7 protein-coding genes and 1 pseudogene are annotated in these 14826 nt (G+C 71.6%); 3 read left to right on the top strand and 5 right to left on the bottom strand.

The window, feature by feature from the left end:
• Positions 1-212: 212 nt before the first annotated feature.
• From ACGFZW_RS27110 to glgX, 5 genes and pseudogenes are all read right to left on the bottom strand, one after another.
• Complete coding sequence (locus tag ACGFZW_RS27110; protein WP_393895831.1) at positions 213-1844, bottom strand: M4 family metallopeptidase; 1632 nt, start codon at positions 1842-1844, stop codon at positions 213-215.
• A gap of 286 nt (positions 1845-2130) precedes the next feature.
• The gene (locus ACGFZW_RS27105; protein WP_393895830.1) at positions 2131-4401 is read right to left on the bottom strand and encodes a M4 family metallopeptidase; all 2271 of its coding nucleotides are present in this window, start codon (positions 4399-4401) and stop codon (positions 2131-2133) included.
• Between the two features lie 393 nt (positions 4402-4794).
• Positions 4795-6696: an ABC transporter ATP-binding protein gene (locus ACGFZW_RS27100; protein WP_393895829.1), complete on the bottom strand. Its 1902-nt coding sequence runs from the start codon at positions 6694-6696 to the stop codon at positions 4795-4797.
• Positions 6693-8498 (bottom strand): annotated as a pseudogene (locus ACGFZW_RS27095) (ABC transporter transmembrane domain-containing protein). The gene ACGFZW_RS27100 and the pseudogene ACGFZW_RS27095 overlap by 4 nt, the downstream one beginning before the upstream one ends.
• Positions 8499-8567: 69 nt before the next feature.
• Positions 8568-10922 (bottom strand): glycogen debranching protein GlgX, encoded by a 2355-nt coding sequence (glgX, locus tag ACGFZW_RS27090; RefSeq protein ID WP_393895828.1) that lies wholly within the window; start codon positions 10920-10922, stop codon positions 8568-8570.
• Between the two features lie 308 nt (positions 10923-11230).
• Here glgX and ACGFZW_RS27085 point away from each other — a divergent pair, with 308 nt between their 5' ends.
• From ACGFZW_RS27085 to ACGFZW_RS27075, 3 genes are all read left to right on the top strand, one after another.
• Positions 11231-12427 carry an Ig-like domain-containing protein gene (locus ACGFZW_RS27085; RefSeq protein ID WP_393895827.1) on the top strand — a complete coding sequence of 399 codons (1197 nt, stop codon included), beginning with the start codon at positions 11231-11233 and terminating at the stop codon, positions 12425-12427.
• Between the two features lie 224 nt (positions 12428-12651).
• Positions 12652-13890 (top strand): Ig-like domain-containing protein, encoded by a 1239-nt coding sequence (locus ACGFZW_RS27080; RefSeq protein ID WP_393895826.1) that lies wholly within the window; start codon positions 12652-12654, stop codon positions 13888-13890.
• A 105-nt stretch (positions 13891-13995) separates the two neighbouring features.
• Entirely contained in the window at positions 13996-14763 is a 768-nt protein-coding gene (locus tag ACGFZW_RS27075; RefSeq protein ID WP_393895825.1) for an enoyl-CoA hydratase/isomerase family protein, read from the top strand.
• Positions 14764-14826 lie beyond the last annotated feature (63 nt).

Raw genomic sequence — 14826 nt, 5'->3', positions numbered from 1 at the left:
CCGCGCATCGTCGCCCAGCGCACCGCGCCACCCGACCCCCGGGCGCAGTCGGCCGGCCCCCCCCCCCCAACCCCCCCCCCCCCCCCCCGCCCCCCCCGCGCGCCCCCCCCCCCCCCCCCCCCCCCCCCCCCCCCCCCCCCCCCCCCCCCACTCTCGGGTTCACGCTACCCCGGAGTGATCAGCGATCGCTCACAAGTGTCCGCGATGCGGCGTCACTTGACGGCGACACCGGTCCACGCGGCCTCGACACCCTTGACCTCGGCGCCGTCCGCGCCGTAGAGGTCGGTGGCGGCCTTGACCGTCGCCTCGCGCGCGGCCTTGTAGTCGGTGTTCGAGGTCATGTACTCGGTCAGGGCCTTGAACCAGATCTTCTCGGCCTTGTCCCGGCCGATGCCCTCGACCTTGGAGCCGTCCGCCGTCGGGCTGTCGTACTTGACGCCACCGATCTCCTTCGCGCCGCTGCCTTCGGACAGCAGGTAGAAGAAGTGGTTGGCGACACCCGAGGAGTAGTGCGGGTCGAGACCACCGGTGCTGGAGTCCCAGTTGTCCTGCGACGAGCCGTCCTTGCTCGGCTTGTCCATGTAGCGCAGCGGGGTGCCGTCGCCGTTGATGTCGATCTTCTCGCCGATGAGGTAGTCGCCCGGGTCCTTGTCGTTCTTGGCGAAGAACTCGGCCGAGGTGCCGAAGATGTCCGAGGTGGCCTCGTTGAGACCGCCGGACTCACCGCTGTAGGTGAGGTTGGCGGTGGCGGAGGTGACACCGTGCGACATCTCGTGCGCCGCGACGTCGAGGGCGGTCAGCGGAGCCTTGTTGCCCTCGCCGTCGCCGTACGTCATGCAGAAGCAGCTGTCGTCCCAGAAGGCGTTGACGTAGCTGTCGCCGTAGTGGACGCGCGAGAAGGCGCCCTTGCCGTCGCCCTTGATGCCGGCGCGGCCGTGCACGGTCTTGTAGTAGTCCCAGGTCACGGCCGCGCCGTAGTGGGCGTCGACGGCCGCGGTCTGCGGGTCGTCGGGCTTGCCGGTGCCCCAGGCGTCGTCCTCGTCGGTGAAGGCCTTGCCGTCGCCGGACTCGCCGTTCTCCAGGTTGGTGGTCTTGTGGCCACCGCGGTCGGCGTCGGTCAGGGTGAAGCCGGAGCCCTCCTTGGAGGTGCCGAGCTCGACGCTGCCGCTGTACTCGCTCTCGCCCTTGCCGGTGTGGATCTCGTCGTACTGGAAGAGCTTCTTGCCGCTGTTGGCGTCGGTGATGACGTGCAGCCGGCTGGGGGTGCCGTCCTTCTGGACGCCCTCGACGACGGTGTCGTAGGCCAGCACGGGCTTGCCGTTGGCGGCCCAGACGACCTTCTTGGGTGCCGGCGCTTCGGCCTTCGCCGCCTTGATGGACTTCGCCGCGGTGCCGTGCGCCGACTTCGCCGCGGTCTGCGGGGCGATCTTCGGCGTGGTGGAGGCCACCTTGATCGACTTGCTGGTCGACTTGGTGGTGCTCTTGATGGCGCCGCCCTTGGCGGTGTGCACGATCAGGTCGCCGCCCAGGACCGGCAGGCCGGCGTAGGTGCGGTCGTAGCGGGTGTGCGTGGTGCCGTCCGCGTCCTTGATGATGTCCTTGACGACCAGCTTCTCCTGCGTGCCGAGGCCGAGTTCCTTGGCGGTCTGCGCCTTGGTGGCACTCGCGTCGCGCAGCAGTTCCGCGCGGTGGGAGGCGCTGAGCTTGAGCGGCGTGCCGCCCTGCTCGGTGGTCTGCGTGGGGGACGCGCCGGCGGTACCTGCGGTGATGCCTGCGGCCAGGAGGGCCGCTGCGGCGACGACGGTACCGGTGACACGGGTCTTACGAGATATGCGGGGGGTCACGCGTGCTCCTTCAACTTTGCCAAGTGGTGGGGGTGCAAAGCGATGCGGGTGTGACGTGCGTCGGGAAGACTGCCATTCGAACGCGTGCATGTCAGGAGGGTGTCGGCATGTTGGCCGAAAATCGTCCGTACAGAGAAGATCGCTGTTCGCATAACGGAGTCGGGCGCCGCCCCCGATGATCCGGGAGCGACGCCCAACTTGACTGTTCAGCAGGTCAGTTGTGGTGGAGCGAGTGATTCCGGCCTGCTTCTTGCACACCCGGGTGACGCCGAGGTGCCGACGCCGGTCAGAAGGTGAGCTTCCAGCCGTTGATGTAGCCGGTGTCCCGGGCGTAGACGTCCTGGACCCGCAGCTTCCAGGTGCCGTTCGCCGTCTCCGAGGAGGCGTTGACCGTGTAGGTCGCCTTCACGTTGTCCGCCGAGTCGGTCGCGCTGGAGTTCTTCAGCCGGTAGGCCGTACCGTCCGGGGCGATCAGGTCCACGACCAGGTCACCGCGGTAGGTGTGGACGATGTCGACGTCCGCCTTCAGCGTGCTCGGTGCGTTGCCGCTGCGGGTCACGGCGACCGGCGAGGTCACCGCGGAGCCCGCGTCCGGGATCGCGACGTCATCGGCGTTCTCGAAGACGTTGCTGCCACCGGCCGGGTTGACCGTCCAGGTGAAGGCGGCCGTACCGGTCTTCTTGGCCGCGTCGGTGACCGTGACCGTCACGTTGCCGGTGCCGGCCGTGGTCGGCGTACCCGAGATCAGACCGGTGCTCGCGTTGATCGACAGGCCCGCGGGCAGTCCGGTGGCCGCGTACGACAGGGCGCCCGCCGTGCCGCTGGACGCCTTGATCTGCAGACTGGCCGCCTGGTTCACCGTGCTCGTCTGGTTGCCCGGGTTGGTGACGCTGACCGCGCCCGTGTCCGGCACCCGGGAGCCGACGTTGACCGCCGCCCAGGTGTTGGCGACGGTGTTGTACGTCGCGCTGCCCTGACCGAAGAGATCCGCGGCCGCCGACAGCGTGGCGGTGCGTGCCGCCGCGTAGTTGGTGTTCGCGCTCATGTACTGGCTGAGCGCCTTGAACCAGATCTTCTCGGCGTTGGCCCGGCCGATGCCCGGCACCGGCAGGTTGTCGTACGTCGGGCTGTCGTAGTGGACGCCGTTGATGTCCTTGGCGCCGCTGCCCTCGGCCAGCAGGTAGAAGAAGTGGTTGGCGACACCCGAGGAGTAGTGCACGTCGACGTTGCCGATACCGGAGTACCAGTAGTCCTTGGACGCGCCGTCCTTGCTCGGCTTGTCCATGTAGCGCAGCGGGGTGCCGTCGCCGTTGATGTCGATCTTCTCGCCGACGAGGTAGTCGCCGACGTCGCTGCTGTTGTTGGCGTTGAACTCCACGGCCGCGGCGAAGATGTCGGAGGTGCCCTCGTTGAGGCCGCCGGACTCACCGCTGTAGGTGAGGTTGGCGGTGGCCGCGGTGACACCGTGCGTCATCTCGTGGGCCGCGACGTCGATGGAGGTCAGCGGGGCGGCGTTGCCGCTGCCGTCGCCGTACGTCATGCAGAAGCAGCTGTCGCTCCAGAAGGCGTTGACGTAGTTGTTGCCGTAGTGGACCCGGCTGTAGGCGCCCACGCCGTCGCCCTTGATGCCGCTGCGGCCGTGCACGTTCTTGTAGTAGTCCCACGTCAGCGCGGCGCCGTAGTGGGCGTCGACGCCGGCGGTCTGGACGTTTTGCGGGGTGCCGTCGCCCCAGGTGTCGTCCGGGTCGGAGAACAGCGTTCCGGTGCCGGACGAGCCGTGGTTGAGGTTGTAGGTCTTGTGGTTGCCGCGGCCGGTGTCGGTCAGCGTGTACGAGGGCGCGGTGCCGAGCGTCACCTTGCCGCTGTACTGGCTGTTGCCGGTGCCGTTCTCGATCCCCTGGTACTCGAAGATCTTGGTGCCGGTGGTGGCATCGGTGATGACGTGCAGCTCGTTGGGCGTGCCGTCGTGCTGCAGCCCGCCGACCACGGTCTCGTACGCGAGCACCGGCTTGCCGTCGGCGACCCAGACCACCTTGCGCGGGGCCTTGGCGGCCTCGGTCTTCTTCGAGCCCTGGGCCTGCGCGGACTTCACGGCCTTCGCCTCGGCCGTGGCCGCCTTGATCTTCGCGGTGGTGCCGGCGACCTTGAGCTGGGAGCGCACGGCCTTGGTGACGCCCTTGAGCGCCCCGGCCTTGCTCTCGTGCACCACGAGGTCACCGCCGAGGACGGGCAGCCCGTCGTAGGTGCGCTCGTAGCGGGTGTGCGTGGTGCCGTCGACGTCCTTGGAGACGTCCTTGACGACCAGTTTCTCCTTCGCGCCGAGGTCGAGCTTGCGGGCGGTCTCGGCGGTGGTGGCGCCGGCCTCCCGGATCAGCTCCGCACGCTGGGAGGGGGACAGCTTGGCCGGCACGGCGCCGGGGTCCGGCGCGGCGTGGGTGGTGCCCGGCCGGGGTGCGGCAGCGGTGCCGGTGCCGGCCTGCACGCCGACGGCGAGCATCGCCGTGGCGGCGACCAGCGCGCCGGTCGCTACGGCGCGTCCATGGGGGGTGCGTCTCACACTGACTCCTTCTGCGGTGGCCGACGTGACGGTGCGGCCGAGGGGGACCGGGCGGCGAAGCGGCCGTCCGGGCAGAGCGAGGCAGAACACTGGAGCGTGTGGGGGGAGACGTACGGGTGGAACGTCGAACACGGAACGGTGGAACACGGAACCGTGGAGCGTGGAACGGTGGAGCGCGTGGTGCGACCTGCCGTGGGGAGTGGTGCTGTGGGGCCCCGTGCGGCGGTTGCGGGGAAGAGTCCCACCACGGATGTGCGATTGTCAGGATCGGTTCAACTAATTGGCCGGAAACCGTCCGTTGCGCGAAATCCATGTCCGGAAGGCGGACGGATCGGCGGTGACCGGGGGCCGCAGGGCTGGGGCCACGGGGTCAGGCGGCCGGGGGCCGCAGGGCTACGGGGCGCCGCCCTGGCCGGGCGCCGCGGGGGCGTCGGGCCGTTCGCCGGGCCGGGAGCGCCAGGACCTCCAGAGCGCGGCGTAGGCGCCGTCCGCCGCCACGAGGTCGTCGTGGGTGCCGAGTTCGGTCAGCCGGCCGCCTTCCATGACGGCGACCCGGTCGGCGTCATGGGCGGTGTGCAGCCGGTGCGCGATGGCGATGACCGTACGGCCCGTCAGGACGGCGGCCAGGGCCCGCTCCGTGTGCCGGGCGGTCCGCGGATCGAGCAGCGCCGTCGCCTCGTCCAGGATCAGGGTGTGCGGGTCGGCCAGCACCACGCGGGCGAGGGCCAGTTGCTGTGCCTGGGCGCCGTCGGACCGGTGGCCGCCGGCGCCCAGCTCGGTGTCCAGGCCGTCCGGCAGCTCCGCCGCCCATTCGGCACCGACCGCGGCGAGCGCGGCCCGCAGCGCGGCGTCGTCGGCCTCCGGCGCGGCGATGCGCAGGTTGTCCCGTACCGTCCCCAGGAAGACGTGGTGCTCCTGGGTGACGAGGACCACCTGCCGGCGGAGCGTCTCGGGCGGCAGCGCGGCGATCGGCACCCGCCCGACGGTCACCGAGCCGGTACGCGGCGCGTCGATCCCCGCCAGCAGCCGGCCGAGGGTGGACTTTCCGGCGCCCGAGGGACCGACGAGGGCGATCCGCTCGCCCGGGCGGATCGTCAGGTCCACGCCGTGCAGGACATCGCCGGGGTGCGCGCCGAGCCCGCTGTCCCCGCCGTCCACGTCGCCGCCCCCGTAGGCGTAGCGGACGCCGGAGACGTCGATGCGGTCGTCGACGGGGGACGGATCGCCGGCGGGGGAGGGCGCCGGGACGCGAGCCGTCGCGGCGCCGGCGGCACGTGCGGACCTCGGCGCTCGCGCAAGCCCTTCCACCCGCGCGAAGGCCGCTCCGCTGCTCTGCAACTGCTCGACCCAGAACAGGATTTTGTCCAGCGGCTCGGACACCTGCCGCATGTAGAGCGCCGCTGACACCACCACCCCCAGCCGGACCGCGCCCTGCCCGTGCAGCGCCCCGCCGATCAGCAGCACCCCGACCACGGGCAGGACGAAGGAGATGTCCACGGCCGGAAAGAGCACACTGCGCAGGAAGAGCGTGCGGGTACGAGTGCGGCGGCACCGCTCGATCGCCTCCTCGCTCGCGGCGGTCCTGCGCTCCCGCAACCCGAGGGCCTCGATGGTCCTCGCACCGGCGGCGTTCGCCGCGAGCAGTTCGGCGAGCGCGGAGTTGGCCGCCCCCTCCGCCAGATAGGCGGTGTGGGCACGGCGCAGATACCAGCGGGCGGCGAAAAGGCAGCCGAGCAGGCCCGCACCGCACGCCCCGAGCAGCGGGTCGAGCACCACCACCGCGCCGAGCAGGAACACCGCCTGCACCACCGCGATGAACACCTCAGGCGCGGCATCGCGCAGCGTCCTTGCGACCGTCGCGACGTCCGCGGTGCCACGGGCCGTCAGATCACCCGTACCGGCCCGCTCCACGGTCGCCGCGGGCAACGCCAGCGCCCGGTCGACGAACTGCTCGCGCACCCGGGCGAGGGTCCGCTCGCCGAAGCGATGGCCGACGTACCAGGCATAGCGCGCCAGCAGCAGCTGCGCCGCCGCGCACACCACGATCACGAGCGCCAGCCGGTCCACGGCCTGCACCCCGCCGCCGTCGCGCACGGTGTCGACGATCCGGCCCAGCAGCCACGGGCCGACCAGTCCGGCGCCGGCGGCCAGGACGTTCAGGGTGATCATGAGGACGAAGGCGCGCCCGTCCCGCCGGATCAGCCGGAGTCCGGCGCGCCGGGTCTCGGCGGGACCGGCCACCGGAAGCCCGCCCTCCGCCGGGTCGGCGGCCCGCGCGGGCCCGTTGGCGCTCATCGGGCGCCCTCCGGCGACACCGGCGCTTCGGCCTCGGGTCCGTCGGCGGGAGCGCCGCGTCCGGCCGGTTCGCCGGCGGGTGTCTTCCCGCCGCCGTCCGGTGCCTCGTCGTCCTCGCCGCGGGAGACCAGAACGCGGTAGCCGGGGTGGCCTTCGAGGAGCGCACGGTGGCTGCCGACGGCCTCGACCCGGCCGTCGACCAGGTAGTACACGGTGTCGGCCCGGTCGAGGACCAGCGGGGAGGTGCTGGTGACGACGGTGGTACGGCCCGCCCGCGCGGCGTGCAGCCTGGTCGCGAGACCGGCCTCGGTGTGCGCGTCGACCGCCGAGGTCGGCTCGACCGCGAGCAGCACCTCGGGGTCGGCCAGCAACGCACGCACCAGCCGGACGCGCTGACGCTGCCCTCCGGAGAGATTGCGGCCCTGCGCCTCGACCGTCGCGTCGAGCCCGTCGGTCAGCCCCCGGACGATGTCCTGTGCCATGGCGGTGTGGAAGGCGCGGTCGATCGCCGCCGTGTCGCGGGCCCGCCGCCCGGAGACCACCTCGCGCAGCGTCCCGGCGAACAGGTCGGCCTCGTTGTCGGCGACCAGGATCCGTTCGCGGAGCGTCTGCGGATCCAGCGCGTCGAGGCGCACCGCACCCCATGTCGCCGCCGAGTCCGCGAACCTGCCCAACCGGTCGATCACCGATGCGGACTGTTCCGGCCGGGCGCAGGCCAGGGCCGTCAGCTGTCCGGGCGTGACTTCCACACCGGAGGCCGGATCCCGCAGTGCCGACGCCGTCCCGGGCCCGCGGCTCGTCCCGTCGGACGGCACCGGCGCCAGGTCCAGGAAGCGGACGACCCGGCGGGCAGCGACCAGCCCCCGGGTGAGGTCGTAGCCGCCCTCGATCAGGAAGGAGACCGGCACCACCAGCGCCGCCGCGTATCCGTAGACCGCCACCAACTCGCCCACGGTGATGGTCCCTTGGGCTGCCATTCGGGCGGCGAGCCAGGTCACCGCGGCGAGGAACAGCGCCGGCAGGCCGACCCCCAGGGCCTGGATCCAGCTGGTCACCGCGCCGACCCGGTAGCCCTCGCTCCGCAACGCCCGGGCCTCGCGGTGGTAGCGGTCCGCGAAGACCCCCTTGCCGCCGAGGCCGTTGAGTACGCGGAGTCCGCCGACCATGTCCGCCAGCCGCGCCGCGAGCCCGCTCTGCCGCTCGCGGTACCGCGTCTCCGCGCCCTCCAGCCGGCCCAACAGCGGTCCGACCAGCACCGCGAGCAGCGGCACGCCCACCAGCACCACCGCGGCCAGGAGCGGCTAGACGGCAAGGAGCAGGGCGGCGACGGTCGCGTAGGCCAGGACGGCGCCGACGCCGGGCCCGGTGACCGTCAGGGTCTGGCTGATCACGGCGACATCGCCGATCCCGATGGTGACGACCTCGCCCGCCGTCACCTGGCGGGGCAGCGCGGCGCCCAGCCGCATGGTGTGGGCCACGAGGACGCGTACCGTGCGGAACGTCGCGTCCATCCGGATCCTGGTCATGGTGCGGTGCCGCATGACCGCCAGCACGGCGTTGAGCGCCCCGACGGCCAGCAGGACGCCGGCCCAGCCGATCAGCGTCGCGGTGTGCCCCGGGGCCAGGCCCTCGTCGATGGCGCGGGAGAGCACGTACGGCGGCAGCATCAGCCCCACCATCCACAGGCTCCCCAGCGACGCCCCGGCGGCGACGCGCCGCCGCTGACGGACGACCAGCCACCACAGATACCGCCCGGGGCCACGGTGGTCCGCGGCGCCCGGGTCCGCCCCCGCGTCAGTCATGCCCGCACCCTACGGGAGCGGGTACGGGGCGCCAGGAGGGGCCGGAGCGCCGCCCGAGGCCCGTGCCCCCTACCCCGGAACCGCCCGGAACAGCAGCACCGAACGGCCCGGGAGGGTGAGCTCGCTGCCCGCCGCGTGCCGCTCGGCCGGGGCGTCCGGGGGCGGTTGCTCGTCGCGGGAGGTATCGATGAGGACTTCGAACTCCGCGGCCCAGGGCTGTCCCGGAAGGGTAACCGTACGGGGCCGGTGGTCGGCGTGGAGGAACACGAGGAAGCTGTCGTCGACGATGCGGACGCCCTGGCTGTCGCGTTGGGGGATGTCGTTGCCGGAGAGGTACATGCCCAGGGTGGCCCCGGGGGCGTACCAGTCCTGCTCGGTCATCTCGGTGCCCGCCGCCGTGAACCACGCCAGGTCGCGCAGACCGCCCTGCCCGTGCGGACGGCCCGAGAAGAAGGCGCGGCGGCGGAGCACCGGATGGGATCGGCGCAGGGCGATCAGGCGGGCGGCGAGATCGGCCAGGCCGCACCACCGCCGGTCGTCCAGGAGTGACCAGTCGAGCCAGCTGACCGGGGAGTCCTGGCAGTAGGCGTTGTTGTTGCCGTGCTGGGTGCGGCCCATCTCGTCGCCCGCGACCAGCATCGGGACGCCGGTGGACAGCAGCAGGGTGGTGAGGAGGTTGCGGAGCTGCCGGCCGCGCAGGGCCACGATGCCGGGGTCGTCGCTCTCGCCCTCCGTACCGCAGTTCCAGGCGCGGTTGTCGTTGGTGCCGTCGCGGTTGCCCTCGCCGTTGTCGGCATTGCGCTTGTGCTCGTAGGTGACCAGGTCGCGGAGGGTGAAGCCGTCGTGGGCGGTGATGAAGTTGACGGAGGCGTACGGCCGGCGGCCGCCCCAGGCATACAGGTCGCTGGACCCCGAGAGGCGGTAGCCCAGGTCGCGGACGTCGGGCTGGGCGCCGCGCCAGAAGTCGCGGACGGTGTCGCGGTAGTGGTCGTTCCACTCCGTCCACAGTGGCGGGAAGGAGCCGACCTGATAGCCGCCTGATCCGACGTCCCACGGCTCGGCGATCAGCTTGACCCGGCGCAGTACCGGGTCCTGGGCGATGACGGCGAGGAAAGGGGAGAGCATGTCGACGTCGTGCATGGAGCGCGCCAGCGCGGCGGCGAGGTCGAAACGGAAGCCGTCCACGCCCATTTCGGTCACCCAGTAGCGCAGCGAGTCGGTGATCAGACGCAGCACCTGGGGCTGTACGACGTGCAGCGTGTTGCCGCATCCGGTGTAGTCGGCGTAGCGGCGCGGGTCGTCCTGGAGGCGGTAGTAGCCGCGGTTGTCGATGCCGCGGAGGGAGAGGGTGGGGCCCAGTTCGCCGGCTTCCGCGGTGTGGTTGTAGACGACGTCCAGGATGACTTCGATGCCGGCGTCGTGCAGGGCCCGCACCATCCGCTTGAACTCGCCGACCTGCTGGCCGCGGGTGCCGGTCGCGGCGTACCCGGCGTGTGGCGCGAAATAGCCGATGGAGTTGTAGCCCCAGTAGTTGCGCAGCCCCCTGCGCACCAGGTGGTCCTCGTGCGCGAACTGGTGGACCGGCAGCAGTTCGACGGCGGTGACGCCGAGCCGGACGAGGTGCTCCAGCGCCGCGGGGTGGGCCAGGCCCGCGTAAGTGCCCCGCAGGTGCTCCGGGATGCCGGGGTGGCGCATGGTGAAGCCGCGCACATGCAGTTCGTAGAGGACGGAATCGGGCCAGGGCGTCTTGGGCCTGCGGTCGTCCCGCCATTCGTCGCCCGTGTCGTCCCCCGGGTCCCCGCCGACCACCACGCCCTTGGGGACGTACGGCGCGGAGTCCTGTTCGTCGCGCACCGTGTCCGCTATCTGCTGATGCGGCCAGTCGCGGACATGGCCGTAGAGCTGGGCGGGCAGGGCCGGCGGGGTGTCCGCGCCGGCCGTGGCCCCGAAGTCGCCGTCCACGGCCCGGGCGTAGGGGTCGAGGAGCAGTTTCGCCGGATTCCAGCGGGCGCCGGTCCACGGGTCCCAGCGGCCGTGCACGCGGTAGCCGTAGCGCTGCCCCGGATGGACGCCGGGCAGGAAACCGTGCCAGATCTCGTGGGTCAGCTCGGTCAGGGGGTGGCGGGTCTCGTGCTCCTCGTCGTCGAAAAGACAGATCTCCACGCCTTCGGCGCCACCCGCCCAGAGGGCGAAGTTGGTGCCCGCGACGCCGTCGGGTCCGGTGCGGTAACGGGCTCCGAGGGGTGTCGGACTGCCGGGGCGGACGGTGGAGGGCGGGGTGAGCGCGGGGCCCGGTCCGTCGTGCGCCGGGGGTGCGGAGCGCTGTCGCGCCCCGCGCCGCCCGTCCGGTCCGGCCTGCCCGCCCCGCCCCTCCGATCCGTCGGGTCCCTCCTGTACTGCCTCCTGCTCGGGTGCGCTCGACACGTGCCGGCCTCCTGCGGCTCATGGCTCGGTCGGGCGGCGGCCCTGCCCGGCGTCCCAGCCGTGCCTGTGTCCCCGCCCTCGGTGTTGTTCTTCCCGCAACCGGGCGTTGCCTCACGCTTTCCGCCCGTCCGGGCCTCGTCGATCTGAACGGGACATACCGATTCATGGCGTACCCGTCCACTCACACATCATCAGTCACAATTCGGTACATGACCGTCCATGAGAAGCGTCGACCGAAGGTCCGAGCGAACTGCCGCGTGCGGGGCCCTGCGGAGGGCGTGGCAGGCGGGCGGGCACGGAACCGGCGGATGGCCGTCGGCGCCGGCCGTGCCGCCGTGGTGGTGGTTGCCGCGCTCGCGGCCGTGGCGACGGCCGGCTGCGGGGGTTCGGACGCGCTGATCGGCGGCAAACCGCGCTCCCCGGAGGAGACGATCCGGGTCACGCCGGGCAACGGCACCCAGGGGGTGCGACCCGACGGGCGGTTCGAGGTCCGGGTGCCCGACGGGCGGCTGGAGCGGGTCGAGGTCCGGCGGACCGGGGACGCCGGTGCGGCGGTCGTCGCCGGCCGCCTCTCGCAGGACGGCCTGAGCTGGCGGCCGCTGCCGGGCCCGCTCGAACTCGGGTCGAAGTACACCGTCGACGCGGTGGCCCTGGACGGCTCGGGCCGCCGCTCCGCCCGCCACACCACCTTCACCACCTTCGTGCCGGCACACCGCTTCATCGGCTTCTACACGCCGGAGAACCGCACCACGGTCGGCACCGGCATCATCGTCTCGCTGGACTTCAACCGGCGGATCGTCGACCGCGCCGCCGTCGAGCGCGCCGTCACGGTCAATGCCGAGCCGGCGGTGGAGATCGCCCCGCACTGGTTCGGCCGCGGGCGGCTGGACTTCCGGCCCCGCGAGCGCTGGAGGCCGGGTACCCAGGTCACGCTGGATCTGCGGCTGCGCGATGTGAAGGCAGGGCCGGGCATCTACGGGACGCAGCGCAAGACCATCCGCTTCCGGATCGGCCGGGACCAGGTCAGCATCATCGACGCCGCCAAGCACCGCATGACGGTGCGTCGGTCCGGGCGGGTGCTGGCGACCCTGCCGATCACCGCGGGCAACGCCGAGAACCCGACGTACAACGGGAAAATGGTGATCCTGGAGCGGCACTCGGTGACACGGATGGATGGCGACACCGTCGGCTTCGGCGCCGAGTACGACATTCCGGACGTCCCGCACGCGATGCGACTCACCCGGTCGGGGACCTTTCTGCACGGCAACTACTGGGCGCGGCCGCAGGTCTTCGGCGGCGCCAACACCAGCCACGGCTGCGTGGGGCTGAGGGACATCAAGGGCGGCGGTCCCCACACCCCGGCCGGCTGGCTCTTCGCCCATTCCCGGGTCGGTGACACCGTGGAGGTGCGTAACTCACGGGATCGCACCGTCGCTCCGAGCAACGGCCTCGGTGGCTGGAACATGCCCTGGGAGAAGTGGAAGCGGGGAAGTGCGCTGCGCTGAAGCAGGTCTCTGACCCTCTCCATACGGCCGATTCCCGGACGAAACCCTCCGCCGCGGACCGTCGGCGCAACGCCTTCGCGCCACCCCGCACACTTGGGACGAAACGGTGACATGCGTGAGCAGTTCACTGTCACCGCGGTGTGGTTATCTAACGGCAAGCGCGCGGCTGTTCGCATCCGCGCGCGGGGGACGTGCGGGCCGTGCGAGGGGAAAAGGGGCCAGTCGTGGATGTGCAGCCGAATTCGGGGGTGCCGGCGCGCCGGCGGCGGCGACACCGGAGCGGAGGCCCGCTCGCGTTGCTGCTCGGGGGCCTGCTGTTCGCGGTCACCGCGTGCGGGGGTGACGACGCCGACGGCAACGGGCCGGCCGGGAAGGCGGGCGGCGACAAGGCGGCCTCGCAGGCGGCCGTGACGATAGCGCCCAAGGACGGCGCGGAGGACGTCGCCACCAGCGGTGCGCTGAAGGTGACGGCCCAGAAGGGCAAGCTCAAGTCCGTCAAGGTCAAGGACGCCAAGGGCAACGAGGTCGGCGGGAAGATATCCGGCGGCGGCGCCCTGTGGCAGCCGAGCGGTCACCTCGGCGCCTCGACCAAGTACATCGTCGACGCGATAGCGGTGGACGGCCGTGGCCGCGAGTCCGCGGAGCACTCCACCTTCACCACTCTCGTTCCCAAGAACACCTTCATCGGCCAGTACACCCCCGAGAACGGCCAGCAGGTCGGCGTGGGGATGCCGGTCTCGATCCGCTTCACCCGCGGGATCACCGACCCCCAGGCCGTCGAGGACGCCATCAAGGTCACGGCGAAGCCGTCGGTTCCGGTCGAGGGCCACTGGTTCGGCAACGACCGCCTCGACTTCCGGCCGGAGAGGTACTGGGCGGCCGGCACCAAGGTCACCCTCACGCTCAACCTCGACGGCGTCGAGGGCCGCCCCGGGGTCTACGGCACGCAGGCGAAGGAGATCTCCTTCACCGTCGGCCGCAGCCAGGTGAGCACCGTCGACGCCTCGGCCAAGAAGATGACCGTCGTCCGGGACGGCAAGACCGTCAAGACCATCCCGATCACCGCCGGCGCACCCGGCACCGAGACCTACAACGGCCAGATGGTGATCAGCGAGAAGCACCCGGTGACGCGCATGAACGGCGACACCGTCGGCTTCGGCGGCGAATACGACATCAAGGACGTGCCGCACGCCATGCGGCTGAGCAACTCCGGCACCTTCATCCACGGCAACTACTGGTCGGGCAAGCCGACCTTCGGCAGCCGCAACGCCAGCCACGGCTGCGTCGGCCTGTTCGACCTGCGCGGCGGCGGGGACAATTCCACGCCAGCGGCCTGGTTCTTCGGCAACTCCCTCATCGGGGACGTGGTGATCGTCAAGAACTCGCACGACGAGACGATCCAGCCGGACAACGGCTTCAGCGACTGGAACCTCTCCTGGGAGCAGTGGAAGGCCGACCAGTAGGACGGTGGAGCGGACCGCGGGGACCGCGGGGAGCGCGGTGGGCCCGGGCGCGCTGTGACCAAGTGCACCGGGCCCACTGTCGTTAACGCGTACTAACCTTTCGGCATGACTGTGAATCTCGAGGTCGCCGAGGGCGTGGGCACCATCCGCCTGGACCGCCCGCCGATGAACGCACTGGACATCGCCACCCAGGACCGGCTGCGCGAGCTGGCCGAGGAGGCCACCCGTCGCGACGATGTGCGCGCCGTCGTCATCTGGGGCGGCGAGAAGGTGTTCGCGGCCGGCGCGGACATCAAGGAAATGCAGGCCATGGACCACCCGGCCATGATCGTGCGGTCCAAGGCGCTGCAGGACTCCTTCACCGCCGTGGCCCGGATCCCCAAGCCCGTGGTCGCCGCGGTCACCGGCTACGCGCTGGGCGGCGGATGCGAGTTGGCGCTCTGTGCCGACTTCCGGATCGCCGCGGACAACGCCAAGCTCGGCCAGCCCGAGATCCTGCTCGGCCTGATCCCGGGCGCCGGTGGCACCCAGCGGCTGGCCCGGCTGGTGGGTCCGTCCAAGGCCAAGGACCTGATCTTCACCGGCCGGCAGGTCAAGGCCGACGAGGCGCTCGCCCTCGGCCTGGTCGACCGCGTCGTGCCCGCCGCCGAGGTCTACGAGCAGGCGCACGCCTGGGCGGCGCGGCTGGCGTCGGGTCCCGCGCTGGCGCTGCGCGCCGCGAAGGAGTCGATCGACGCGGGTCTGGAGACCGACATCGACAACGGGCTGACGATCGAACGCAACTGGTTCGCCGGGCTGTTCGCGACCGAGGACCGGGAGACCGGTATGCGCAGCTTCGTCGAGGAAGGGCCGGGCAAGGCCAAGTTCCGCTGAAACGGCTGGTGTTGACGGTGCGTATGAGGTTTGACCGGGAGTCCATGCCTCGTGTGGGGGAAT

Origin of the sequence: Streptomyces sp. NPDC048248 (genome assembly GCF_043201875.1) — a bacterium.
Lineage (GTDB): Bacteria > Actinomycetota > Actinomycetes > Streptomycetales > Streptomycetaceae > Streptomyces.
The sequence above is the reverse complement of the archived record's forward strand: the minus strand, read 5'-3'. Positions and strand labels throughout refer to the sequence as shown.

Coding starts and splice junctions, on each gene's coding strand:
- ACGFZW_RS27100 (WP_393895829.1), bottom strand. CDS start 6,696: ATGAGCGCCAACGGGCCCGCGCGGGCCGCCGACCCGGCGGAGGGCGGG.
- ACGFZW_RS27085 (WP_393895827.1), top strand. CDS start 11,231: ATGGCCGTCGGCGCCGGCCGTGCCGCCGTGGTGGTGGTTGCCGCGCTC.
- ACGFZW_RS27075 (WP_393895825.1), top strand. CDS start 13,996: ATGACTGTGAATCTCGAGGTCGCCGAGGGCGTGGGCACCATCCGCCTG.